23 protein-coding genes are annotated in these 23,427 nt (G+C 66.2%); 15 read left to right on the top strand and 8 right to left on the bottom strand.

All coding sequences use genetic code 11. The features are described 5' to 3' along the window. The first annotated feature begins 18 nt into the window (after positions 1 to 18). The 15 genes from fliS to cheZ all read left to right on the top strand — a co-directional run bounded on the left by fliS (position 19) and on the right by cheZ (position 12,552). Positions 19 to 441, top strand: a complete 423-nt coding sequence (fliS, locus tag V9L21_RS01720; protein WP_337308596.1) for a flagellar export chaperone FliS — start codon at positions 19 to 21, stop codon at positions 439 to 441. A 19-nt stretch (positions 442 to 460) separates the two neighbouring features. Then, the gene (locus V9L21_RS01715; RefSeq protein WP_337308594.1) at positions 461 to 790 is read left to right on the top strand and encodes a flagellar protein FliT; all 330 of its coding nucleotides are present in this window, start codon (positions 461 to 463) and stop codon (positions 788 to 790) included. A 25-nt stretch (positions 791 to 815) separates the two neighbouring features. Continuing rightward, positions 816 to 2,147, top strand: coding sequence for a flagellar hook-length control protein FliK (locus V9L21_RS01710; RefSeq protein WP_337308592.1), 1,332 nt, complete (start codon positions 816 to 818; stop codon positions 2,145 to 2,147). Continuing rightward, the gene (locus V9L21_RS01705) at positions 2,144 to 2,446 is read left to right on the top strand and encodes an EscU/YscU/HrcU family type III secretion system export apparatus switch protein (protein ID WP_337308590.1); all 303 of its coding nucleotides are present in this window, start codon (positions 2,144 to 2,146) and stop codon (positions 2,444 to 2,446) included. The genes V9L21_RS01710 and V9L21_RS01705 overlap by 4 nt, the downstream gene beginning before the upstream one ends. A gap of 154 nt (positions 2,447 to 2,600) precedes the next feature. Next, the gene (flhD, locus tag V9L21_RS01700) at positions 2,601 to 2,978 is read left to right on the top strand and encodes a flagellar transcriptional regulator FlhD (RefSeq protein ID WP_337308588.1); all 378 of its coding nucleotides are present in this window, start codon (positions 2,601 to 2,603) and stop codon (positions 2,976 to 2,978) included. Beyond that, positions 2,975 to 3,583 (top strand): flagellar transcriptional regulator FlhC, encoded by a 609-nt coding sequence (gene flhC / locus V9L21_RS01695; RefSeq protein WP_337308586.1) that lies wholly within the window; start codon positions 2,975 to 2,977, stop codon positions 3,581 to 3,583. The genes flhD and flhC overlap by 4 nt, the downstream gene beginning before the upstream one ends. Positions 3,584 to 3,651: 68 nt before the next feature. After that, positions 3,652 to 4,512: a flagellar motor stator protein MotA gene (gene motA / locus V9L21_RS01690; RefSeq protein WP_258502096.1), complete on the top strand. Its 861-nt coding sequence runs from the start codon at positions 3,652 to 3,654 to the stop codon at positions 4,510 to 4,512. Between the two features lie 21 nt (positions 4,513 to 4,533). After that, positions 4,534 to 5,484: a flagellar motor protein MotB gene (motB, locus tag V9L21_RS01685; RefSeq protein ID WP_337308584.1), complete on the top strand. Its 951-nt coding sequence runs from the start codon at positions 4,534 to 4,536 to the stop codon at positions 5,482 to 5,484. A 41-nt stretch (positions 5,485 to 5,525) separates the two neighbouring features. Continuing rightward, complete coding sequence (cheA, locus tag V9L21_RS01680) at positions 5,526 to 7,583, top strand: chemotaxis protein CheA (RefSeq protein WP_337308582.1); 2,058 nt, start codon at positions 5,526 to 5,528, stop codon at positions 7,581 to 7,583. A gap of 28 nt (positions 7,584 to 7,611) precedes the next feature. Then, positions 7,612 to 8,925 (top strand): EAL and HDOD domain-containing protein, encoded by a 1,314-nt coding sequence (locus V9L21_RS01675; RefSeq protein ID WP_337308580.1) that lies wholly within the window; start codon positions 7,612 to 7,614, stop codon positions 8,923 to 8,925. Between the two features lie 10 nt (positions 8,926 to 8,935). Next, the gene (locus tag V9L21_RS01670) at positions 8,936 to 9,757 is read left to right on the top strand and encodes a CheR family methyltransferase (RefSeq protein ID WP_337308578.1); all 822 of its coding nucleotides are present in this window, start codon (positions 8,936 to 8,938) and stop codon (positions 9,755 to 9,757) included. Next, positions 9,754 to 10,392 carry a chemoreceptor glutamine deamidase CheD gene (gene cheD / locus V9L21_RS01665; protein WP_337308577.1) on the top strand — a complete coding sequence of 213 codons (639 nt, stop codon included), beginning with the start codon at positions 9,754 to 9,756 and terminating at the stop codon, positions 10,390 to 10,392. The genes V9L21_RS01670 and cheD overlap by 4 nt, the downstream gene beginning before the upstream one ends. Next, positions 10,389 to 11,468 carry a protein-glutamate methylesterase/protein-glutamine glutaminase gene (locus tag V9L21_RS01660; RefSeq protein ID WP_337308575.1) on the top strand — a complete coding sequence of 360 codons (1,080 nt, stop codon included), beginning with the start codon at positions 10,389 to 10,391 and terminating at the stop codon, positions 11,466 to 11,468. Before cheD ends, V9L21_RS01660 begins: the two co-directional genes overlap by 4 nt. 30 nt (positions 11,469 to 11,498) lie before the next feature. Then, positions 11,499 to 11,894: a chemotaxis response regulator CheY gene (cheY, locus tag V9L21_RS01655; protein WP_185868148.1), complete on the top strand. Its 396-nt coding sequence runs from the start codon at positions 11,499 to 11,501 to the stop codon at positions 11,892 to 11,894. A 1-nt stretch (position 11,895) separates the two neighbouring features. After that, a complete protein-coding gene (cheZ, locus tag V9L21_RS01650) occupies positions 11,896 to 12,552 on the top strand; it encodes a protein phosphatase CheZ (RefSeq protein WP_258502086.1) in 657 nt (218 codons plus the stop codon). A gap of 51 nt (positions 12,553 to 12,603) precedes the next feature. Here the strand turns inward: cheZ and V9L21_RS01645 are convergent, their stop codons facing one another. Genes V9L21_RS01645 through flhB form a run of 8 tightly spaced genes read right to left on the bottom strand, consistent with a single transcriptional unit; the run spans position 12,604 to position 23,376 of the window. Further along, the gene (locus V9L21_RS01645) at positions 12,604 to 13,530 is read right to left on the bottom strand and encodes a CsgG/HfaB family protein (RefSeq protein WP_443304487.1); all 927 of its coding nucleotides are present in this window, start codon (positions 13,528 to 13,530) and stop codon (positions 12,604 to 12,606) included. Positions 13,531 to 13,563: 33 nt separating this feature from the next. Beyond that, the gene (locus V9L21_RS01640) at positions 13,564 to 15,048 is read right to left on the bottom strand and encodes a carotenoid oxygenase family protein (protein ID WP_337308572.1); all 1,485 of its coding nucleotides are present in this window, start codon (positions 15,046 to 15,048) and stop codon (positions 13,564 to 13,566) included. Further along, positions 15,045 to 16,109 carry a MerR family transcriptional regulator gene (locus V9L21_RS01635; protein WP_337308570.1) on the bottom strand — a complete coding sequence of 355 codons (1,065 nt, stop codon included), beginning with the start codon at positions 16,107 to 16,109 and terminating at the stop codon, positions 15,045 to 15,047. Before V9L21_RS01635 ends, V9L21_RS01640 begins: the two co-directional genes overlap by 4 nt. Before the next feature lie 60 nt (positions 16,110 to 16,169). After that, the gene (locus tag V9L21_RS01630) at positions 16,170 to 16,919 is read right to left on the bottom strand and encodes an RNA polymerase sigma factor FliA (RefSeq protein ID WP_337308568.1); all 750 of its coding nucleotides are present in this window, start codon (positions 16,917 to 16,919) and stop codon (positions 16,170 to 16,172) included. After that, entirely contained in the window at positions 16,876 to 17,745 is an 870-nt protein-coding gene (locus V9L21_RS01625; protein ID WP_337308566.1) for a MinD/ParA family ATP-binding protein, read from the bottom strand. Before V9L21_RS01625 ends, V9L21_RS01630 begins: the two co-directional genes overlap by 44 nt. A gap of 8 nt (positions 17,746 to 17,753) precedes the next feature. Beyond that, entirely contained in the window at positions 17,754 to 20,153 is a 2,400-nt protein-coding gene (flhF, locus tag V9L21_RS01620) for a flagellar biosynthesis protein FlhF (RefSeq protein ID WP_337308564.1), read from the bottom strand. Beyond that, positions 20,150 to 22,237, bottom strand: coding sequence for a flagellar biosynthesis protein FlhA (gene flhA, locus V9L21_RS01615; RefSeq protein WP_337308563.1), 2,088 nt, complete (start codon positions 22,235 to 22,237; stop codon positions 20,150 to 20,152). Before flhA ends, flhF begins: the two co-directional genes overlap by 4 nt. Next, positions 22,234 to 23,376, bottom strand: coding sequence for a flagellar biosynthesis protein FlhB (gene flhB, locus V9L21_RS01610; protein ID WP_337308561.1), 1,143 nt, complete (start codon positions 23,374 to 23,376; stop codon positions 22,234 to 22,236). The genes flhA and flhB overlap by 4 nt, the downstream gene beginning before the upstream one ends. Positions 23,377 to 23,427: the final 51 nt, after the last annotated feature.

Here is a 23,427-nt window from a genome sequence, read left to right as displayed (position 1 = left end):
GTTCCTGAGAGGCAACCGATGTACACACCCCATAACCATCGTACAGGCGCCGGCGCGTATGCACGCCTCGGCATGGAAACGCGCGCAATGAGCGCGTCTCCGCACCAGCTTATCGTGATGCTGTTCGACGGCGTCATCACGACCATCGGCATGGCTCGCCACCACATGGCGAGCGGCGATGCGATTGCCAGGGGCAACGCAATTTCCAAGGCCATCAGCATCGTCGACAACGGGCTGAAGGCCAGCCTGGACGCCAAGGCCGCAGGCGCCGCGGGCGCCGAACTGGTGGCCAACCTGTCGGCGCTCTACGACTTCGTGATTCGCCGGCTCTTGTACGCAAACCTGCGCCAGGACGTGAAGGCGCTCGACGAGGCCGAAGCAATTCTCGAAAACATTGCGTCTGCATGGCGCGAAGTCGGCGGTGCAAGTGCCGACAACTGAAACACCGGAATCGCAGGCCATGCCGGTCCGCCACGAAGTCCTCCATTGCTACAGCGAACTGGCCTCGACCATGTCGCTCATGGCGGCGCTCGCCCGCGCCAAGGAATGGGAACGGCTTGCAGAGCTCGAAGCCCGCTGCGCGGCGCTGGTCGACCGCCTCAAGGCCATCGGCAAGGTGTCGCTGGACGCGGTGCAGCTGGAGCAGGTGCGCAACCTGATCGATTGCATCCATTCCGACCAGGAAGAGGTGTGCGACATGGTCAAGCCTCAGCTCGAGGACCTGGTGTCCAAGATGGCCCAGTTGCAGATGCGCAGCGAACTCGGCAAGGCATACGGCACGCCGTACTGACCTGCAAGAGAGCACGGCAAACGCAATGAACAGATCGATCGGACTCGCCGATGCGCCGCTCGCAACGAAGCTCGCCGCACTGCGGCCGGAGCTCGCTGCGCTGCAGACGGAGGTCGGCACCAGCCTGCCTGCCGGGGCGGTGGCCGAGGTCCAGCAGGTCAAGAACGATGTCCGGCTGCCGTCCCATTCGCTGCTCGAGTCCGTGTTGCCGGCCAAGGTGCCGGCCGGCGCACCGCGCGCGGCCGATGCGCCGCCTTCGGTGGCTACCCAGTGGTCGGCGGCGGCCCGTGCCATCAGCGCCGTGCTGGCCGATCTTCAAGCCGACCCCGAGCCGGTGCGCGGCGCGACGCCCCTGTGGCCCTCGGCGCAGACGCCCGCGGCGCCCGTGCTCGCCGGCGCGCTGGCGCAGACCGTGGCAGCAAGCGGCCTGTTCTACGAATCGCATCTGGTTGAATTTGCCAACGGACTTCGCACCGTGCAGCAACTGGCGCAGGAGCCGCAAATGCGGTTGACGCAGGCAGCCACGCCCACCAATGGCGGCACCGCGCAGCCTTCGTCCCAGGCGCATGCGCAGCCCCAGCCCGCCCAGGCAGTTCCGGGCCGGCCGGTTGCCGCGGATCAGCTTTTGGCGGTTCCCGCCGCTGGCCAACCGGTTGCGGCCGCGGGCGCATCCGTTCCCGCGGCGAGCCAGCCTTTGCCGGGCGCGCCCGCCCAGGGGCAGCCCGTTGCTGTTGCCCAAGGTGCACCGGCGCAAACGCCGCCGGCATCGGTCTACACGAGCCAGGGTGTTCCAGTTGCTTCGGCCGCGGTTCCGGTTTTTGCGGGTAGCGCGAGTGATGCGGGCGCGGCTGCCGACGAGCGCATGGCCAGCCGCAGCCTCGGCGAGAACAGTGCCGCCACCTCTTCGGCGCGCACGGCTGCTTCGGTGGCCGCGCCGGCTGAAATGATTCATCCGCAAACCGTGGCGCTGGTGCATCAGCAACTCGATCTGCTGGCCACCTCGGTTTTCCGCTGGAGCGGCCAGGCGTGGCCGAATGTTCCGATGGAATGGTCGATCCACGAAGAGGCCGACCAGCCCGCCGATGCGCCTGGAGACCAACGCAACGACGAACGCAAGGAGCGCCCGCGCAGCTGGTCGACCACCGTTTCGCTCTCGCTGCCCAAGCTGGGCGCCGTCGATCTTCGGCTGAGCCTGACGGGTGAACTGGTTCAGGCGCGCCTTGCCGCGAGCGAGGGCGCCACGCTTGCGCGTTTGCGCAGCGACAGCGGCGAACTGGGGCCGCGCCTCGAAGCCGCCGGATTGCGTTTGCAAGACCTGCAGATCACGGCGATGAGCCCGGTGGAGCATGCGGAATGACTGCCTCGACCGATACGCGCCCGAGCGCGGTGGCTCTCTCCTATGCCGACCAGGCAAAGGCGCCGGTGGTGGTGGCCAAGGGTTACGGGGTAACGGCGGAATCGATCCTGCGGCAGGCGCGGGAGAACGGCGTGTACGTGCACGCCTCGGCGGACCTGATCAAGCTGCTGATGCAGGTGGACCTCGATCGGCAGATCCCGCCGCAGCTCTATCTGGCGGTGGCAGAGGTCATGGCGTGGATCCACCGGATCGAAGCCGACCAGGGTGCTGCAGGGCCCGGAAAAGTTAATGCTTTGTAATTAACTTTCAAGAATAAATGAGAACTAATTTCATCGGTGGAAACCATGTAACGTGGTTGCAACAAAAGCTTACATGTACTTGTAGCTCGCTTTACAGTTTCTCCGTGATCGAAAGTTACAAAGTGTTAAATAGTTGGAATAATTCACTCAAGACATGACTGAACGGAGTGCAATTTTGGAAACGGATATTGTGATGAACGTGGCCAACGGCGAGATCTCCCGCGAGATCGGTGACATCAATCTCGCCTACATGTTGCTTGCGCAGAAGCTGGTCAAGCAGGACCGTGTGGCGGCGATGTTTCGCCTGGGCGTGAGCCGCGAACTGGCCGACATGCTGGCCAGCATGTCGCTGGCGCAGATCCTCAAACTGGCGGCGTCGAACTTCCTGCTGTGCAGTTTTCGCCTTGACGAGCATGCCTCGATGTCGGCAGTGGTTGGCGAAGGTAAGGACACGATGCTGCAACAAGCGCACATGTCGATACTGATGTCTGCACGAAGCCTGCAGAGCCAAAAAGAAACCGCAGCCGTATGAGCACCAAGAGCGTCCTTGGCGAAGTGCGCGAAGTTCAGCTGGCGATCCAGCTGATCCACCTCGGCGCCCGCCTGCAGTTCCTCGAGTCGGAAGTGGGCCTGAGCCGCGAGCGGCTGATCCGCCTCTACAAGGAAATCAAGGGCGTCTCTCCGCCCAAGGGGCTGCTCCCTTTTTCAACGGATTGGTATATGACTTGGTTGGCGAATATCCATTCGTCAATGTTTTACAACATGTATCAATTCATGAAAACCCATTCCGATGAAGAAAAGGTTTGGGTATTGATTAAAAGCTACAAATTGTATTTGCAGCAAATTGAAGCGCAGGAAAGCGAGCCAATTCTGGATTTCACGCGTGCATACACGATGGTTCGCTTCTTCGACAGCGACATGCTGCAACTGAGCACCTGCTGCCGGTGCGCGGGGCAGTTCGTGGCGCATGCGCACGACCACAAGAGCGGATATGTCTGCGTGCTGTGCCGGCCCCCGTCGCGGGCAGGCAAGGCGCGCGGTTCGAAGCGCGCGGCGGGCGGCGAAATCGCTGTGCCGGGCATGGAAAGCATTGGTCTGGCCGTGGAAGCGGCGCTCGATGGCGGTGGACTTCATTGAAAAAAGCGGACCTTGCCCCCGCGGGCAAGGCTTTTGAATCGACGCCTCAAGGGCAGTAGGGGAAGCGCGTGCTCCTTTTGGTTGGTTATCTGGTGGTCATAGGCGCCGTGTTCGGCGGCTATGCGCTCATGGGCGGGCACTTCGGGGTGCTGTTCCAGCCGGTCGAGCTGCTGATGATCGGCGGCTCCGCGCTGGGCGCCTTCATTGCGGGCAACAACGGCAAGACGATCAAGTCGACGCTCAAGGAGCTGCCGCTCCTGCTGCGCTCGTCCAAGCACAACCGGCAGCTCTACCTGGACCTGCTGGCGCTGCTCTACGAGCTCTTGGCCAAGGCGCGCAAGGAAGGAATGATGAAGCTGGAGTCCGACGTGGAGGACCCGGCCAAGAGCGAGATCTTCGCCCGCTATCCCAACATCCTGGCCGACGAGGCCGTGATGGAGTTTTTGTGCGACTACCTGCGGCTGGTCATCAGCGGCAACACCGACGCATTCGAGATCGAAGCGCTGATGGACCACGAGATAGAGACCATCAAGCACGAAGCCGAAGTGCCCATGCACAGCCTTTCGCGCGTGGGCGACGCGCTGCCCGCGCTGGGCATCGTTGCGGCCGTGATGGGCGTGGTGCATGCGCTGGCCTCGGCCGACCTGCCGCCTTCGGAGATGGGCGCGCTGATTGCGCACGCGATGGTCGGCACCTTCCTGGGCGTGCTGATGGCCTACGGCTTTGTCTCGCCGCTGGCTTCGCTCATCGAGCAGAAGGTGGCCGAGAGCATGAAGATGTACCAGTGCACCAAGGTCACGCTGCTCGCAAGCCTGAACGGGTATGCACCGCAGCTGGCGGTGGAATTCGGCCGCAAGGTGCTGTTCTCGACCGAGCGGCCCAGCTTTACCGAGCTGGACAGCCACGTGCGCGAGGTCAAGGCCCGCTGATACACAGCGTGGAACATTGCCATGAGCACGGAAAAACACAGGGTCGTCGTCAAGCGCGTTCCCGCCCACGGAGGCGGCGGGCACGGCGGCGGCTGGAAGATCGCCTATGCCGACTTCATGACGGCCATGATGGCGTTCTTTCTCGTGATGTGGCTGCTGTCGAATGCCTCGCCCAAGCAGCGTGAGGGCATTGCCGAGCACTTTCGCATGCCGCTGAAGGTGGCCATCAGCGGCGGCGAGAAAAGCAGCACCAGCGAAAGCGTGATTCCGGGCGGCGGCATGGACCCGAGCACGCGCGCTGACGGCGAGGTCCAGCGGGCCGACGCCGAGGAAGACGCCGATGCCGAGCGCCTGGCCAGCATGAAGGACCGGCTGGACAAGCTCATCGAGAACAGCCCGGTGTTCAAGCAGTTCCGCTCGCAGATATTGATCGACATCACCACCGAGGGGCTGCGCCTGCAGATCGTCGACAGCGAGAACCGACCGATGTTCGACCTGGCCAGCGCGCAGCTGGTGCCGCACATGCGCGCCATCCTGCGGGAGATCGGCCCCACGCTCAATGAGCTGCCGAACAAGATCACCTTGTCGGGGCATACCGACGCCATCGTCTACACCAACGGAGACCGCTCCTACGGCAACTGGGAGCTGTCGGCCGACCGGGCCAACGCCTCGCGGCGCGAACTGGTGGTGGGCGGCATGGCCGAGAACAAGGTGCTGCGCGTGGTCGGGCTGGCCGACAGCATGCACCTGGACAGGAGCAATCCGCGCAACCCGATCAACCGGCGCATCAGCATCATCCTGCTCAACCACCGCACCCAGCACCAGATAGAGCGCGAGAACAGCGGCAGCGGCAACGCCGCGAGCTGGCCCGCCAAGTCACTGTCGTCGCCTTCGCCGCTGCTCCCCGCCCAGAGCGTCAAGGTAACGGCCAGGGGGAGCGCCGGCGGCGGCGCTTCCGCAGAGCACCCATAGAAATTGATGCCGGCCCTACAGCAAGCCGGTTCGGAGCAACGATGGATCTCAGTCAGTTCACCCAGGCATTTTTTGTCGAAGCCGTCGAGCTTCTGGCGCAGATGGAGCAATTGCTTCTCGAGCTGGACGCCGATGCGCCCGACAGCGAGCAGCTCAACGCCATCTTCCGTGCCGCGCACTCCATCAAGGGCGGCGCGGCCACGTTCGGCTTTGTTGCGCTGACCGATACGACGCACCTGCTTGAAACCCTGCTCGACCGCGCGCGCCACGGCCAGCTGAACCTGAGCCGCTCGATGATCGATGCATTTCTGGAAACGAAGGACGCCTTGCAAGAACAACTGATTGCCTATCAGGCCGAGAACGAACCCGATCCTGAAATGGTCGCCCACATCTGCGGTGTGCTGCGGCAGCTCGCGCTCGAGACCGAGGGCGGCGCAACCGCCGCACCGGCCCCGGCGCCCGCACCCGCGCCGGTGGTGGCTGCTGCCCCTGTGGTTGCCGCTGCGGCCGCATCGGGGCACGACGCGCTGCGCATCAAGTTCTCGCGCCTTTCCGACAGTGAATGCGACCTGCTGGCCGACGAGCTCGGAAACCTCGGCAAGCTGCTGTCGCGCACGCGCAGCAACGACCAGCTCACGGTGGTGCTCGAGACCACCTGCTCGCCGGACGACATCATTGCCGTTTGCTGCTTCGTCATCGACGAATCGCAGATCGAGATCACGCCGGAAGCCGCCGGCTCGGCGAGTGCGGCAAATGAGCCCGCTGCCGTGGCTGCACCCGCTGCTGCGCCGGCTGCCCCCGCAGTTGCCCGGCCCGCCGCGGCATCCACCAGCGCAGCCGCCAAGCCTTCCGCCGCCGGCGCGGCAACGGCCGCAAAAGACTCGAGTTCGATCCGCGTGGACGTGGAGAAGGTCGACCAGCTCATCAACCTGGTCGGCGAGCTCGTCATCACGCAATCGATGCTGACGCAGGCCGCCACCATGCTCGACCCGGTGGAGTGCGAGCGTTTCCTGAGCGGCCTGGGCCACCTGGAGCGCAACGCCCGCGACCTGCAGGAGTCGGTCATGTCGATCCGCATGATGCCGATGGACTATGTGTTCAGCCGCTTCCCGCGCGTGATTCGCGACGTGAGCGCCAAGCTCGGCAAGGAAGTGCGCCTGGACACCTTCGGCAAGGAAACCGAACTCGACAAGGGCCTGATCGAACGCATCATCGATCCGCTCACGCACCTGGTGCGCAACAGCCTGGACCACGGCATCGAAACGCCGTCGCAGCGCATTGCCAAGGGCAAGGAGGCCGAAGGGCAGCTGCTGCTGTCGGCCCAGCACCACGGCGGCAACATCGTGATCGAGGTGAGCGACGACGGCGCTGGCCTCAACCGCGAAAAGATCCTGGCCAAGGCCATGCAGCAAGGGCTGCCCGTTTCCGAGACGATGCCCGACGACGAGGTGTGGCAGCTGATCTTCGCACCCGGCTTCTCAACGGCCGAGCAGGTGACCGACATCTCGGGCCGCGGCGTGGGCATGGACGTGGTCAAGCGCAACATCCAGGAGATGGGCGGGCACGTCGAGATCAGCTCGCGCGAAGGCTGGGGTACCACCACCCGCATCGTGCTGCCGCTCACGCTGGCCATCTTGAACGGCATGTCCGTCAAGGTGGGCACCGAGGCGTACATCCTGCCGCTCAGCTACGTGATCGAGTCGCTGCAGCCGCGGCCCGAGCACCTGCATTCGATTACCAGCGACGGCCATGTGATCAAGGTGCGCGGCGAATACCTGCCGCTCATCGAGCTGCACAGTGTGTTCGACGTGTCGGGCGCGCAGACCGATCCGACGCAGGGCATCCTGGTGATCGTGCAGGCCGGCGAGGCGCGCTTTGCGCTCCTGGTCGACGAACTGCTTGGCCAGCACCAGGTGGTGGTGAAGAACCTGGAGACCAACTACCGCAAGGTGCCGGGCATTTCGGCCGCAACGATCCTGGGCGACGGCAGCGTGGCTTTCATCATCGACGTGGACGCCATGCCGCGCATCCAGCGCGCGCACGCAACGCGCACCACCGCCCTGGCGAATGCGGCGCGGATCGACCCGGTTGCCGCCTGACAAACGATAACCATACGGAGACGATGCAATGCGTTTTGATTTTTTCCGGCGCTCCGCCGCCGAAGAAACACCGGCACCCGGACAGTCGAAAGACTTGATGGCCTTGCGCAATGCAGACGGCTACGTGGCCTACACCCTGCTGCTGGATGCACAGAAGCGGGTTGCAGGCTACAAGCTCGGATGGCGCCCGGCCGCCAGGCCCGAAGAAGCGCCCGACGCGATCACGCAGTTCAAGGCCCTGGTGGCCTGCGTGACCGAGCATCTCAATCCACCGGACACCCCGTGGCAGCTGGGGCGCAGCGAACTGTTCTTCGATGTGAATGCGGAATCGCTGGCGCTGGGTGCGCTGCAATCGCTGCCGCCCGAATACACGGTGTTCTGCGTGGAGCTTGCCGATCTTGCGAACCACGACTTGCGGCCGGTGCTGATGTTCCTGCGCGAGCAGGGGTTCAGCTTCATGCTGCGCGGCGCCACCGCGCTGCCTGAAGACCACGAACTTCTTGGCATGGTGACCCATTTCGACGTGGCCGACGGAGACCCGATGCTCGTTGCTGCCGCCCGCCGCGGCGAGCAGCCCGACCACATGCCCATCCAGCCGATTGCGACGCGCATGGCTTCGTGGAAAGACTTCGAGGCTTGCGCCGCGCGCCGTATCGACGTGTTTGCCGATCCGAGCTGCGGTCTGCCGCCGCCCGTGGTGAAAACCGGCAGCCACGCGCTGGAGCCCGAATCGATCCTGATCATGCGGCTGCTGCAGATGATCCAGCGCAACGAAGACCTGCGCGAGATCGAAGCCGCCCTCAAGCGCGATGCGGCGCTCACCTACAGGCTGCTGCGCCACATGAATTCGCCTGCCGTGGGCGCGGGCGTCGAGATCCATTCGCTGCACCATGCGGTGACCATGCTCGGCTATTCGCCGCTGTTCCGCTGGCTGTCGATGCTGCTGGCAACCAGCAACCCGACGGGCAGCCCGCCCTTCATGATGAAGAAGGCCATCATGCGCGGCCGGTTCGTCGAGCTGATGGGCGAAATCATGCTGCCGCGCGGCGAGTCGGACAACCTCTTCGTGGTGGGAATGTTCTCGCTCATCGACCAGTTGCTTGGCATTCCGATGCAAGAGGTGCTCAGCAAGGTGCAGCTTTCCGATTCGGTGCAGCAGGCCATCCTGACGCGCGGCGGCGTGTACGGCCCGTTCCTCTCGCTGGCCGAGGCCTGCGAGCTGGACACCGGCGATGCGCCGCGCCTGGCGGAAGCGCTGCTGCTGAGCGCCGCGCAGGTCAACGCCGCACACCTTTCCGCGCTGGCCTGGTCGCAGGACGCGGTGCCCATTGACGGCCATTGAGACATTGAGCATGACGTCCGAATTTCTTTTTACCGACAGCGACTTCTCGCGGATTCGCACGCTCATTCATCGCCGCGCCGGCATCGCCCTGGGCGAGCACAAGCGGCAGATGGTGTACAGCCGGCTTTCGCGCCGCCTGCGGGACCTGGGGCTGCCCCAGTTCGCCACCTACCTGAACATGCTGGAAGACAGCCGCGACGGCGACGAGTGGCAGCTGTTCATCAATTCTCTGACGACCAACCTGACGTCGTTCTTTCGCGAGGCGCACCACTTTCCGGTGCTGGCGGACCTGGCACGCAAGGCGACGCAGCCCGTCACGGTGTGGTGCGCGGCCGCATCCACCGGCGAAGAACCCTATTCGATCGCCATCACGCTGATGGAAGCGCTCGGCGAGCGCGCGAGCACCGCCCGCGTGATTGCCACCGACATCGACACCTCGGTGCTGGCCAGGGCCTCGGCCGCGGTGTTCACCATGGAGCAGGTGAACCGGCTGTCCCCGGAGCGCCTGCGGCGTTTCTTCAACAAGGGCACGGGCTCCAACGCGGGCAAGGTGAGGGTGCGTCCCGAAGTGACCGCCATGGTCAAGTTCTCGCGGCTCAACCTGCTGGACGCGGGGTGGCCGGTGAAGGAGCCCGTGGACGCGATCTTCTGCCGCAACGTGATGATCTATTTCGACAAGCCCACGCAGAAGAAGCTGCTGGACCGCTTCGTGCCGCTGCTCAAGCCCAACGGCCTCCTGTTTGCGGGGCACTCCGAAAACGCGTCGCTGGTGAACCAGACGTTCAAGACGATCGGGCAGACGGTGTACACGCTGAGCAAGGCGCGCGCATGAATCCGGGCCTGCTTCAGGAGCGGGGTTCCAGGCCGCCGGCCGTGCCGGGCTCGGTGGCCACGCACCACTACTTCGACCGCGACTTCGATTGCACGGCAGTCAAGCTGCTGCCGGCGGAGTACTACGTGACGGATGCCGGCATCCTGCTGACCACCGTGCTGGGTTCCTGCGTGGCGGCCTGCGTCACCGACGTGGAAGCGGGCGTTGCGGGCATGAACCACTTCATGCTCCCGGACGACGCCGAGGCCGATGCACGGGACCAGGTCGAATCGATGCGCTATGGCGCCTACGCCATGGACGTGCTCATTGCCGAGCTGCTGCGCGCGGGCGCAAGGCGCGAACGCCTGCGGGCCAAGGTCTTCGGCGGCGCCGCGGTGCTGGCCAACATGACCATGCTCAACATCGGCGGGCGCAACGCCGACTTCGTGCTGCGCTACCTCGAGAAGCAGCGCATCACCATCGCCGCGCAAGACTTGCGCGGCCTGCATGCGCGCCGCGTGTGCCTGCTGCCCACTGGCAAGGCAGTGGTGCGCAAGCTGCGCGCGCAAGTCGATATTCAGGCGGTCCAGCACGACGAAGGCGAGCTGCTGCGCAAATGGTCTGCCACGTATGGCAAGGGGAGTTGGGTCGCATGAAGAAGATCAAGGTAGTTTGCGTCGACGATTCGGCGCTGATTCGCAGCGTGATGACGGAGATCATCAACAGCCAGTCCGATATGACGGTGGTCGGCACCGCGGCCGATCCGCTGCAGGCACGCGACCTCATCAAGGTGACCAACCCCGACGTGCTCACGCTCGACGTCGAGATGCCGCGCATGGACGGGCTGGAATTTCTCGAGAAGCTGATGCGCCTGCGCCCGATGCCGGTGGTCATGGTGTCGTCGCTGACCGAGCGCGGCTCGGAAATTGCGCTGCGTGCGCTGGAGCTGGGTGCCATCGACTTCGTGACCAAGCCGCGCCTCGGCGTGCGCGACGGGCTCATGCAGTACACCGAAATCATCGCCGGCAAGATCCGCACGGCCGCCGCCGCGCGGCTGTTGCCGAGCCGGCACGCCACCGCCGCGAAGGGTGCACCGGAGAGCCCGCAGGAACCGATGCTGCGCAGCCCGCTGCTGAGTACCGAGAAGCTCATCATCATCGGCGCCTCCACGGGCGGAACGGAAGCCATCCGCGAGGTGCTGCTGCCGCTGCCGCCGGACTCGCCGGCCGTGCTCATTGCGCAGCACATGCCGGCCGGCTTCACGCGGTCTTTTGCGCAGCGCCTGAACGGCCTGTGCCGCATTACCGTGAAGGAGGCCGAGCACGGCGAGCGCGTGCTGCCGGGCTATGCCTACATTGCGCCGGGCGGCTTTCACCTGTCGCTCAGCCGCAGCGGTGCCAACTACGTGGCCCAGCTGAACGAGGAGCCGCCGGTGAACCGCCATCGTCCTTCCATCGACGTGCTCTTCGACTCGGCTGCACGGCATGCCGGCAAGAACGCGATCGGAATGATCCTGACGGGCATGGGCAAGGACGGCGCCGAAGGGTTGCTGCGCATGAAGCAGGCGGGCGCCTACACATTCGCGCAGGACGAAGCGAGCTGCGTGGTCTTCGGCATGCCGCGCGAGGCCATTGCATTGGGGGCCGTTGACGACGTGGCGCCGCTGGGAGAGATGGGGCGCCGCGTGCTGGCCCATCTGCGCACCTTCGGCGAACGCGCGAACCGGGTTTGAAAACGAACTGTTGGAGTTGGAAAAATCGTGATCGATAAGAGCATCAAAATTTTGGTTGTGGACGACTTCCCGACCATGCGCCGCATCGTGCGCAACCTGTTGAAGGAACTCGAGTTCCTGAACGTCGACGAGGCGGAAGACGGCGCGGCCGGCATCGAGAAGCTGCGCGGCGGAAACTTCGGCTTTGTGGTGTCGGACTGGAACATGCCCAACATGGACGGCCTGACCATGCTGCAGACCATTCGCGCCGACCCCGAGCTCGGCAAGCTGCCGGTGCTCATGGTCACGGCCGAAGCCAAGAAGGAAAACATCATTGCGGCCGCCCAGGCAGGCGCCAACGGCTATGTGGTCAAGCCCTTCACGGCGGCCACGCTCGAAGAGAAGATCAACAAGATCTTCGAGAAGCTCCAGAAAGAGGCGGCCTGAAATGACACACGCTGCGCTCGAACCCGTAGAGCACGGGAACACAGCCGAAGAGTTGCTCGGGCGCATCGGGCAGCTGACCCGGCAATTGCGCGAAGGCCTGCGCGAGTTGGGGCTCGACAAGCAGGTGGCCAAGGCCGCGCAAGCCATTCCGGATGCGCGCGACCGGCTGGGCTACATCGCCTCGATGACCGAGCGGGCGGCGCACCGCGCGCTCAACGCCATCGACCTGGCGCAGCCGCTGCAGGAAGACCTTGCAAGCAATGCCAAGGGGCTCAGCAAGCGCTGGGACGAATGGTTTGCAAACCCGGTGGAGCTGGACCATGCGCGCCAACTGGTCATGGACACGCGCGGCTACCTGCAGGAAGTCCCGCAGAAGGCCGGCGCCATCAACACGCAGCTGATCGAAATCCTGATGGCCCAGGACTTCCAGGACCTGACCGGCCAGGTCATCAAGAAGATGATGGAAGTGGTCAACGACGTGGAGACGCAACTGCTCCAGGTGCTGATCGACAACTCGCACATCGAAAAGCACCTTGAAAAACGCCACGAGGCGGAGGCCAACAGCCTGCAGAACGGCCCGCAGGTAGTGGCCGGCAACCCGGACGCCGTGACCGGCCAGGCCCAGGTGGACGACCTGCTGGAGAGCCTCGGGTTCTAAGGGCTTGCCAATGGCCCGGAAGCCAGGGCGATTCGCCCCGGAGCCGCGGGCCTATTTGCCTCTGCGATTCGACGCAGACGGCGCCGAAGTCGACGAAGGGGCCGCTCCGCCATCGACACCCAGGCGCCCGCCGCCGCCGAGGCCCTGGCCGCGTACCGTCTGCGCCTTGTAGCTGCGCAGCGACCGGACCATCTGGTTGAAGGAGTCCATGAACGCAGCGGCAATCACCTTGCCCTGCGGCGTGCGCGTGTAGCCGCCGACGCCCCCGGCTGCGGAAACGCCGCTCAGACCGGCAAAGCCCGCGAAGTCGGTCTTCGAAGCACTGCCTTCGGCCGCTGCCACCTGCACACCCGAGCGGTTGTCGATAAGCGTCAGCAGTGCGCTGGCTTCTTTTGTCTGCAAGCTCGCGCCCAGCTTGGCGATGGCGAGGCCTCGCCCCCCGCCCACCAACCCGCCCAGCGCGCCGCCAAGGCCACCCGCGTCGTTGTTGCTGAAGACGATCTCGGGCGAAAGTCCGTAGTCCGAAGCCACCATCTGGCCGCGCCCGAAGTTGCTGCCCCCGCGCATTTCACCCGACTGCATGAGCGCACGCTCGCGGTTCATGGCGTTCATGCCCGCCGCGCCGCGCTCGACCACCACGAAGCAGTTCGATTGCTGCACCAGCAAGCGCAGCAGGTTGGCCGTGGGCGGCAGGCGGTATTCGCCGGTGAGCACGGTGTACCAGCCGGCATTGACGTTTTCGATCAGCGAGACGGTGCCCAGCGGCGACTCGCAGCGTTCCAGCTGGCTGCTTTCGCCGGCGGTGGCCGAGCCGGCCGCGCTGCCGGTGGCCACCGTCTTGGCGGATGGGCTGCCCATCTGCATGTCGAGAGCGGGCATGTTCTGGCAGCCCGCCAGAGCCATGAGCCCGGCTACCGCCGTGGCCATGGCCGATCTTGAAAGCGCGAGCCGGCTTGGCTTGCCCGTGGACTTCTTCATGCGATCCTCCCCGTTTGTTGCAAAGGGCCGAGATCAGGCCCCGCGCAAATTTAGGGGGAAGGAACGATTGCCCCCAGTGCCTAAAGTCACTTTGTTGCACGGACGCCAATTCCCGTGAAACCCGAACGGCACGCGGTGCGGCAGGCGGGCCACCGCAACCGGCCCCGCGGACAAGCGCATGGCCTCGAACACGAGCAGGTCGCTGCGGTTTTCCTTTTCGCGCCAGGCTACGGCAAGCAGCCAGCCGTCGCCCTCGGCCGCATCCGCCGCGCGCGGCACGAACACCGGTTCGGACACCACGTCTCCTTGCGGCAGCGTGTACAGGCTGCGCGTGGAGGTATCGAAGTCGAACCGGGCCAGGCGGTCGTAGAGCACGCTCTGCGAGTCGTCTCGCGCGCGCGGCGTCGCATGGCAGGTGTAGAAACCGTAGCGGTTGCGGCGCCCGGTGTAGCGCTCGTCGATGCGCGGAAACTCCGCCGCCAGGTCGTCCAGGTATTCACGCTGGAAGCCGTTGCTCTCACCGGCCAGGTCGAAGGTCCACCGGCACAGGCGCGCAGCCATGGCGTGCGGGTCGCCGGGGCGGCCTTCGGCATCGGGCAGGCCGGGGGCGGTGTCCGACTGCATTACATAGGCCACGATGGTCTCGCCGTCGTCCCAGGCATTCATCACGTGGAACACGTGGCAGGCGTCGGTCTCGAACCAGCGCAGGGTGTCGACCGCGCTGCCGCGGCGCATCACGCCGACATGGGTGCGCTTGGTGGCGTCCCACGCGAGCAGCGGCTTGCCTTGCATCGCGCGCTCGATGCTGAGCGTCAGCGGCGTGACCGGAAAGAGCACGTGCCCGCGCGTCAGCATGAAGTCGTGCGCCATGCTGGCATGCGGCGCGGTGAACGACTGCAGTTGCGTGACTTCGCAATGCGGGTCCATCACGCCGTAGAGCATGGTCGGCGAGCAGGGACCGTCGGGCGAGTACGCGAAGAAATGCAGTTCACCGGTTTCGGGGTCGATCTTCGGGTGCGCGGTGCAGCGCGAGGCCACGCGCCCGCCGAAGCTCTGATGCCCCCTGGAAGCCAGCGTGAACGCATCGAGCTCGAAAGGCTGGTGCGACTCTTCGAGTGCGAAGAGCCGGTTGCCATGCCACAGCATGCTGGTGTTGGCGGTGCCGCCGTTCTGGCCATGCGCCAGCGGGTCGCTGGTGGCGGGGTTGCCGAAGGTGCCGAAAAGCGCGTGCCCGGCTTCATGCTCGAGCTGCCATTTGGGCGTGCGCGCCCAGCGGTTGCTGTAAGACACCTTGCCCTCGCCGATATGAAAGGCATGCACCATGCCGTCGCCGGAGAACCAGTGGTAGCTGTCGTCGCGCGGTGTGAATTGCGGGTTCGGGCCGACGCGGTAGAGGCTGCCCGAGAGCCCGGGCGGCAGCGCGCCTTGGATCTCGAGCGCGGCAATGTCGTGCTCTTCGGTCAGCGGCGCGTAGTTGCCGGTGAAGAAGTGAGGGTTCTTCTGCGCTGCTGCGTTCACTGGGGGCCTTGGGGTTTGTTCATGAGAGGCGGCGTGCCGTCGAGCTGTGCAATCGCTTGCCCGACATAGGCGGCCAACGCCTCGTCGATACCCGAACCGGCCCGCAGCGCCGCGTCCTGGCGAAATGCGTGCTGCAGCCTGGCATGCAGGGCCGCGTCGCCGCCGGCCTTGGCGAGCGACAGCGCCTGCCAGCGCAACGCCAGCGCGCGCATGGCCGGGCCGTGGGTGGGCTCCTTCGCCATCATCTGCTGCCGGACTTCCGCGATGAGCGGCGGCCACGCATCGGTCTGCGCAGCGTAGTGCCGGCGCAGCGTGGCCATGTCTTCCTCGCTGCAGTAGGGCGCATAGAGTTGCAGGCGCGCGAACGCCATGGCGTGCGAGATGTAGCGGATGCCCGCGCGGTCCACGCCGGTGAGCGCATGGAGCGACGGCTCGTTCCAGTGCATGGCGTAGAGCTTCATCAGCAGGCCCTCGTCGCCGCCGGCTTCTTCGAGCAGCAGCGCAATCCAGCGCCGCGCCAGGGCCAGGGCCTGCGGGCTTTCGGGCGATGCGCCGGCCGCCATGAGGCCATGCAGGCAGGCCGACAATTCCGCGCGCTCTGGAGCCAGGGCATCGGCCGCGCCGCGGCGCTGCGCCTCGAGCGTGCGCTGCTCGTCGTCGCTGAAGTACTTTGCGCCCGCAACCATGCTTTCGAGTGCCAGCAGCCAGTCGTCGATGCCGGGCTCTTCGCTGGCCTGCAGCAGGCCCTGCACCGCGAGCAGGTGGGTGCGCAGAGCGGAGGCCCGCAGGATCTCGTCGTCGAGCTGCGCGACCTGCCGGGCCACGACCTCCGGAAGCCCTCCGGCGTCGTCATCGAGAAGTTGCTGTATGTCCGCAAGCGGCAGGTCGAGCCGCCGCAGCGCCTGGATGCGGTAGAGCCGCGCCACGTCCTTTCGGCCGTACAGGCGATAGCCGCCGCTGGATCTTTCGGACGGCACCAGCAGTGCGATGTCGTCGTAGTGGCGCAATGCGCGAACCGTCAGCCCGGTGCGCCGGGCGAGTTCGCCGATCTTCAAGAACATGCCTTCCCTCTCAAGTTGAAGGCATCGTAGACCCTGCCGCTACGTGAGGGTCAAGCGGCGCTAGAGCGAATGTTTCAGGTGCGCGCGCAGGCGGCTGATGGCCTGGGCGTGCAGCTGGCACACGCGCGACTGGGTCACTTCCAGGATGGCGCCGATCTCGCGCAGGTTCAGTTCTTCTTCGTAGTACAGGTTCAGCAGCAGCTGGTCGCGCTCGGGCAGGGCGGAAATGGCGTCGACCAGCTCGTGGCGAAAACCGGCCTCGAGCAGCTGCGCCAGCGGGTCGTCGTCGGCGCCGGGGCGGCCGCCGCGCGCCTGGCGGTCGAGCCAGGGGTTGTCGGATTCGCCCTCCTGCGCAAAGTCTTCGACGTACAGCAGCTGGCAGCCCTGGATCTCCTGCAGCAGCGACTGGTAGTCATCCAGGTCCATCTTCAGTTCCTTGGCGATCTCCCCTTCGGTGGCGGGCCGGCCCAGCCGGTGCTCCAGCGACTGGATCGCCTGTTCGACCTTGCGGGCCTGCTGGCGCAGGTTGCGGGAGCCCCAGTCGCTCGCACGCAGTTCGTCGAGCATGGCGCCGCGGATGCGCTGGCTCGCAAAGGTTTCGAACTGCGCGCCGCGGTTGTCCTGGTAGCGGGTAGAGGCGTCCAGCAGCCCGATCATGCCGGCCTGGATCAGGTCGTCGAGCTCGACGCTGGCGGGCAGCTTGGCCAGCATCTGGAGCGCCATGCGGCGCACCATGGGCTGGTGCTGCTTCAGCAGATGAGACTTTTCAATATTGCCCTGAGCGGTGTACACGGCCTTCCCTTTCCTCATGTGCTTGTTGCGGCGCCAGTGCCTCCGGCCGCCAGGGCGCCGGCTCCGCGTCCCGCGCGCGAACCGATGGGCGCCACGGCCATTGCGCAACGTCGGCGCCGATGACGCGGAAGTCCACCGCCGCCGGGCTGGTCGGGAACGCCTCGACGACGGTCCGGCGCAGGCGCCTTGCATCGCTCAGGTGCGGATCGGCGCGCACCCAGCCCGCGGCATGCATCGAAATCGCCAGGTAGCGGCTACCCGTGTCGATCAGGTTGGCCATGAGCCGCCGGGCCGCGTCGGGTTCGGCGACGCCGTTGACCAGCAACCGCAGCTGGTGCAGCGCGTGCGCGTAGTGCAGCCGCTTGATGCCCGAGTAGGTGGCGGTGATGGACGCGGGGTTGGGCTGGAGCACCACCACCAGGTCGTCCGCCAACCGCGCCAGCGGCGACAAGTGGCCGGCACTGTCGAGCGCCGCGTCGATCAGCACCACGTCGCCGTCCCAGAACAGACGCGGGTCGACATGGTCGGGCTGGGCGCCCGGCACCGCCGGCAGCACGTTGACGCCGCACTCGGCACGCGCGGCCGCGCCTTCGCAGGTGAGCCGCCGGGTGGCGACGTCGGCGAGCGTTCCGAGCGGGTCGACGGCCCACGCGCCGCGAACCGAGTTCGCGCCGGCCCTGTGCTCGTCCAGCAATAGCACGTCCTTGCCCATGTGGGCCAGGGCCGCGCCCAGGTTCATTGCCGCGGTGGTAGCACCCTGTCGGCGCTCCATGCCCGCGATGGCGATGAGCCGCACGGACGACTGCGCGAGCAGCCGCCGCAGTCCGTCGGCTTGATCCGGCACCAGCTTGCTCACGTGTCCAGCGCCTCCAGCAGGAAGAACAGCTTGCCCATGCCTGCATACAACACGTTGCCCGAGAGGGCGCGGCCGGGCCGCACCGGGCGGCCGGTCAGCTGGCCCAGCAGCGCACGCGTGCGGCCGGCCCAGTCGCCATCTGCCTGCAGCAGCCGCCACACGGTGGTGGTGACCTGGCCGGCGATGAGCAGGCGCTTCATCATGTGCGGATCGCCCGCCTCGCCGAGCCCGCCGATGACCGAGAGGCCCTGGCGCAGCAGGCGGAAGCAGGGCTCCGCTTCGGCGGCCCAGGCCTGCCATTGCGCAAGCTGCAGCACGGAAACTTCCTGGCCGACGTTGGAGAGCGCATAGGTCTGCGCCAGCACCTTGCGGCTGCGCGGATCGGTGATGCGGGTGACCACGCAGCGCAGGCCGGGCGGGCCGCCGTCGGTGCGCAGCGTGATGTGGGCCTGGGCTTCGGATTGCAGCGCGGGGCGGCCCTTGAAGGTCACCGGCCGTTCTTCGCCGAACGAGAAGTCCAGCCCCGTGAGGGTGGCGTATTCGCCGGTGCGTGGGTCGATGACCGCGGTGGAGCCGGGTGCGCGCGCGAGCCACTGCTGGCGCTGCACTTTCCACTGCAGCATGAGCTCGGCCGCGGGCAGCCGCGACAGCACGTGCACCACGGTCTTGCCGAAGTCCTGCTGGCGCAGCCACTGCACTTGCCGCACGCCGGGCCTGCGCGCCGGGTCGGCGGGGTTGCGGACCGTGCCGGTGGAAAGCCACTGGTTGGGTGCGGCCAGCGGCATGCCGGTGCGGTCCGAAAGCAGCAGGCTGCCATGGCATTGATAGGCGTCGCCGCCTTCGTCCGACTTGAGACTCACCTGGCTCGACAGCGCGAGCAGATGGGTGTCGCAGCCGGTAGCGATCTCGCTCGTGGCATGCATCATGAGCGCTTGCAGCACCGCCTTGTGGCCGACGTTTTCATCGGCGGCCTGGCGCCAGAGCGCGCGCGACTGCTCGAAGCCGAGCGGCGCATTTGTGAGCGCAGCCGCGGCGGCGGCCACCTCTTGCGCGTCGTGCGCCATGGCGCGAATCAGCTGGCGGTAACGCAGCCGCTGCCGTTCGGCCTCGGCCTGTGCGGCTGAGGCATCGGCGTTTGCCGCGGATCCGTCCTGCATGTCGCTTTCGCCAGGAACGAAGAGCGCGCTGCGGCTGTTGGCCTGGAACACGCTGTCCACCAGCTGGGCGCGATCGGCGCGCATCAGGTTCTCGGGCACCTTCTGTCCGCTGGACACGTAGTGCACCGGCAGGCGATGGCGAATGACGGTGTCGATCAGCGCGCCGGGGTGGGTGGCCTCGTCGACCTTGGTGAAGATGCAGCCGGCCAGCTCGTTGCCGCCGCCGTTGCGGTAGGCGTGCACCACTTCGTTGAGCGTGTCGCCATGGCTTGCGGCATTGAGCAGCAGCAGCCGCTTCACGGGCCGCTGGCTGTTGCAGAACATCGCGATCTGGTCGGAGACGGCGCGGTCGCGCTGGCTCATGCCGACCGTGTCGATCAGCACCATGTGCTTGTCGCGCAGGTCTTGCAGTACCAGGTGCAGGTCGGCCGCATCCTTCACGGCGTACACCGGCACATTGAGAATCTGGCCGTAGATACGCAGCTGTTCGTAGGCGCCGATACGGTAGCTGTCGGTGGTGACCAGCGCCAGCTTCTCGGCGCCGAAGCGCATCACGCAGCGCGCGGCGAGCTTGGCCGTGGTCGTGGTCTTGCCAACGCCGGTGGGGCCCATCAGCGCATACACGCCGCCTTGCGCCAGCAGCGCGTCTTCGTCTTCATGCACCGGAAGGGTCCGGATCAGCTCGGAGCGCACGAAGGCCATGCCCTGGGCATAGCTCTGGCCCGTGGGCAGGTGCTCCAGCATGGCCTTGGAGAGCCGCGCGCTGAAACCGGCGCCGAGCAGCGTGCGCAGCAGGCGCCCGCGCATCGGGTCGCGGCGCTGCTTGTCGTTCCACACCACGCCGGCGAGCTGTTCTTCGATCATGCAGCGCATCGAGTGCAGCTCTCCGAGCACGCTCTCGACTGCAACGGGGGCCGCCGCGGGTGCAGGGGCGGGCGCCGGGGTGAGCATGAAGGCGGACGCGGGGGCGGCTGCAGGAGCTGCAACAGGAGCTGCTGCAGGAGCTGCTGCAGGAGCGGGCGTGGGCTGCGCGGTAGCCTGCGCCGCGGGTGCGCTCGCACGCACTTCTTCCACTTCGTCCGGTGCCATGGCGACGATCTCCACGCCTTCGGCAACCACGCGATTGGTCAGCACCATCGCTTCGGCGCCGAGTGCTTCGCGCGCAAGGCGCAGGGCTTCCCGGCTGGTGGGGGCGACGAACTTGCGTGCGCTGGTCCGCACGTCTGTCTGGGTGTTCAAACTCTTCCTCCGATGGTGGCGGTGATCTTGATGTTGCGGGTGTCAGGTATCTCGGCGTGCGAGAGAACCTTGAGTTGACGGAAGCTGCGGCGCAAAAAGCGCGAGAGCAGGACTCGCAGCGAATGCTGGACGACCAGCACCGGCGCAAGGCCCATCTGCTCCTGGCGCGCAATCGCGGCGCGGGTCTGCTGCATCAGGCTGTTGGCAAGGCCAGGCTCGATACCGTTGTTGTTGGCAAGCGCCTGCTGCAGCACGCTGTCGAGCGCGCCGTCCAGGCCGATGACCTGAAGTTCGGAATCGCCCGGGAACAGCTGCTGCGTAATGGCACGGCCAAGCGCCAGACGCGTGAGCGAGGTGAGCTCGGCCGCGTCCTTTACGGTGGGCGCGTGCTCGGCCATCACGTCGAGAATGGTGCGCATGTCGCGGATCGGCACCTCTTCGTCGAGCAGGTTCTGCAGCACCTTGTGCAGCGTGCTCAGCGAGATGATCTTGGGCACCAGGTCTTCGGTGAGCTTGGGTGCGGTCTTGCCGATCTGGTCGAGCAGCTGCTGCACTTCCTGGCGGCCCAGCAGCTCGGCGGCGTTGGTGTGGATGAGGTGGTTCAGGTGCGTGGCCATCACGGTGCAGGCATCGACCACCGTGTAGCCGAGCACTTGCGCCTCCTGCCGAAGGCTGGCGTCGATCCACACCGCGGGCAAATGGAAGGCCGGGTCCTGCGTCGGCGTGCCGGGCAGGGTGCCGGTCACCTGGCCGGGGTTGATGGCCATCCACTGGTTGGGGAAGGCCTCGCCGCGGCCGATCTCGACGCCCTTCAGGCTGATGACATAGGTGTTGGGCGCAATCTCGAGGTTGTCGCGGATGTGCACCACCGGCGCCAGAAAGCCGATTTCTTGCGCGGTCTTCTTGCGGATGCTCTTGATGCGGCCGAGCAGTTCGCCGTTCTGCGTCTGGTCCACCAGCGGAATCAGGCGGTAGCCGACTTCCATGCCGAGCGGATCGACCAGCGCCACGTCGTCCCAGGTTGCCTCGGGCGCTTCCACCGCCGGTGCGGCAGCGGCCTGCGCCGCGGCGGCTTGCTCGGCCGCGACCTGCGGCGCGCGCTTGAGAAGGCGCCGGCCCAGCCACACCAGGCCACCCGCGATCAGCAGGAACGCCAGGTTCGGCATGCCCGGGATCATGCCCATCAGGCCAATGATGCCGGCCGTGAGAAAGAGCACCTGCGGGTTGGAGAACAGCTGGCCGGTCAGTTGGCCGCCCACGTCTTCGTCGGTGGTCACGCGCGACACGATGACACCGGCGGCGGTGGAGATCACCAGTGCCGGAATCTGCGCCACCAGGCCGTCGCCGATGGCCAGCAGCGTGTAGGTCTTGCCGGCGGTGCTGAAGTCCAGCCCGTGCTGCACCATGCCGACCACCAGGCCGCCGATGATGTTGATCACCATGATCAACAGGCCGGCCACCGCGTCGCCGCGCACGAACTTGCTGGCACCGTCCATCGAGCCGTAGAAGTCGGCTTCCTGCGCGACTTCTTGCCGGCGCTTGCGCGCCACGTCTTCGCCGATGAGGCCGGCATTCAGGTCGGCGTCGATCGCCATCTGCTTGCCCGGCATCGCGTCGAGCATGAAGCGCGCACCCACCTCGGCAATGCGCCCCGCGCCCTTGGTGATCACCATGAAGTTGATGAGCACAAGGATGATGAACACCATAACGCCGACCGCGAAGTTGCCGCCCACGAGAAAGTGGCCGAAGGCCTCGATCACCTTGCCTGCAGCGTCGGGCCCTGTGTGGCCGTGTATCAGCACCACGCGGGTGGAGGCCACGTTAAGGGACAGGCGCAGCAGCGTGGAGAACAGCAGCACCGCGGGAAAGGCCGCAAAGTCGAGCGCCTTCATGGTGTACATGCTCACCAGCAGCACCATCACCGACATTGCGATGTTGAAGGTGAACAGCAGGTCGAGCAGAAAGGCCGGCAGCGGCAGCACCATCATGCTCAGGATGAGCACGATCAGCACCGGGCCGGCAAGGCCCTTCCACTGGGTTCCGGAGAACAGTTGCGCCTGCAGGCGGGTCAGCGTGGCGTTCATGCGGCGTCCAACGAGTATTCGAGCGATTCGGGAATGGGCAGGTCGACGGGCGTGCGCGGCGCTTCGCCGCCTTCGCTCTTCCAGCGCTTGAGCTGGTAGACCCAGGCCAGCACCTCGGCCACGGCGGTGTACAGGCCGGCCGGAATTTCGTCGCCCAGGCGGGTGTGCTTGAACAGCGCGCGCGTGAGCGGCGGCGCTTCGAGAATGGCAACGTTGTTCTCGCGTGCAAGCTCGCGGATGCGCGCGGCGATGAGGTCGCTTCCCTTGGCCACCACGCGCGGCGCGCGCATGTCATGGTCCACATACTTGAGCGCTACCGCAAAGTGCGTGGGGTTGGTCACCACGATGTCGGCCTTGGGCACCTCGGCCATCATGCGGCGGCGCGCCATCTGCTGTTGCTGGCGGCGGATCTGCGCCTTGATGTGCGGGTCGCCTTCGCTTTCCTTGTGCTCCTGGCGCAGGTCTTCGCGCGACATGCGCAGCTTGCGGTGGTAGCTCCACAGCTGGTAGGGCACGTCGATGAGGGCCACCAGCAGCAGCGCCGAGGCAATCAGGGCGCAATTGCGCGCCACCAGGGCGATCATCTGCGGCAGCGCGGCGCGCTCCGACTGCGCCATGAGCGCATTGACCTCGTCGATGTTGCCCATGATCACCAGCCAGGCCACCCAGCCGATCAGCAGCGACTTGGCCAGCGCCTTGATCAGCTCCGACAGCGCCTGCGTCGAGAACATGCGGCCGACGCCGGCAATCGGGTCGAGCTTGTTGAACTTGGGGCCGATCGCCTTGGCCGAGAACAGCCAGCCGCCGAGCATCATGGGGGCGACCACCGCGGCTACCACCATCATGCCGAACAGGGGCGCCAGCGCAATCAGCGCCTCATACGCCAAGAGTCCGGCGCGCGACATCATGTAGGCGGGGTCGAACGCCGAGGCCCGGTCGAAATGCATGCCCTGGGCCAGCGCGCCGCGCAGGGTGCCCCCGAGCGAGCCCGCGGTGAGCCACAGGCCGGCAACCGCCGTGCCCAGCATTACGAAGGTGACCAGCTCCCGCGACCGGGCAACGTCCCCTTCCTCGCGGGCCTTTTCAAGGCGCTGCGGTGAGGCGGGTTCCGTTTTTTCGAGGTCGCTTTCTTCAGCCATTCATGCTCCGGGCGAGCCTTGGCGAGAGATCGCCTGCTCATGGCTGTAGAT

Source organism: Variovorax sp. CCNWLW235 (assembly GCF_037204085.1).
In the GTDB taxonomy this organism is placed as follows: domain Bacteria; phylum Pseudomonadota; class Gammaproteobacteria; order Burkholderiales; family Burkholderiaceae_C; genus Variovorax.
Note: the sequence above shows the minus strand (reverse complement) of the source record. Positions and strands in the feature narration are given on the sequence as shown.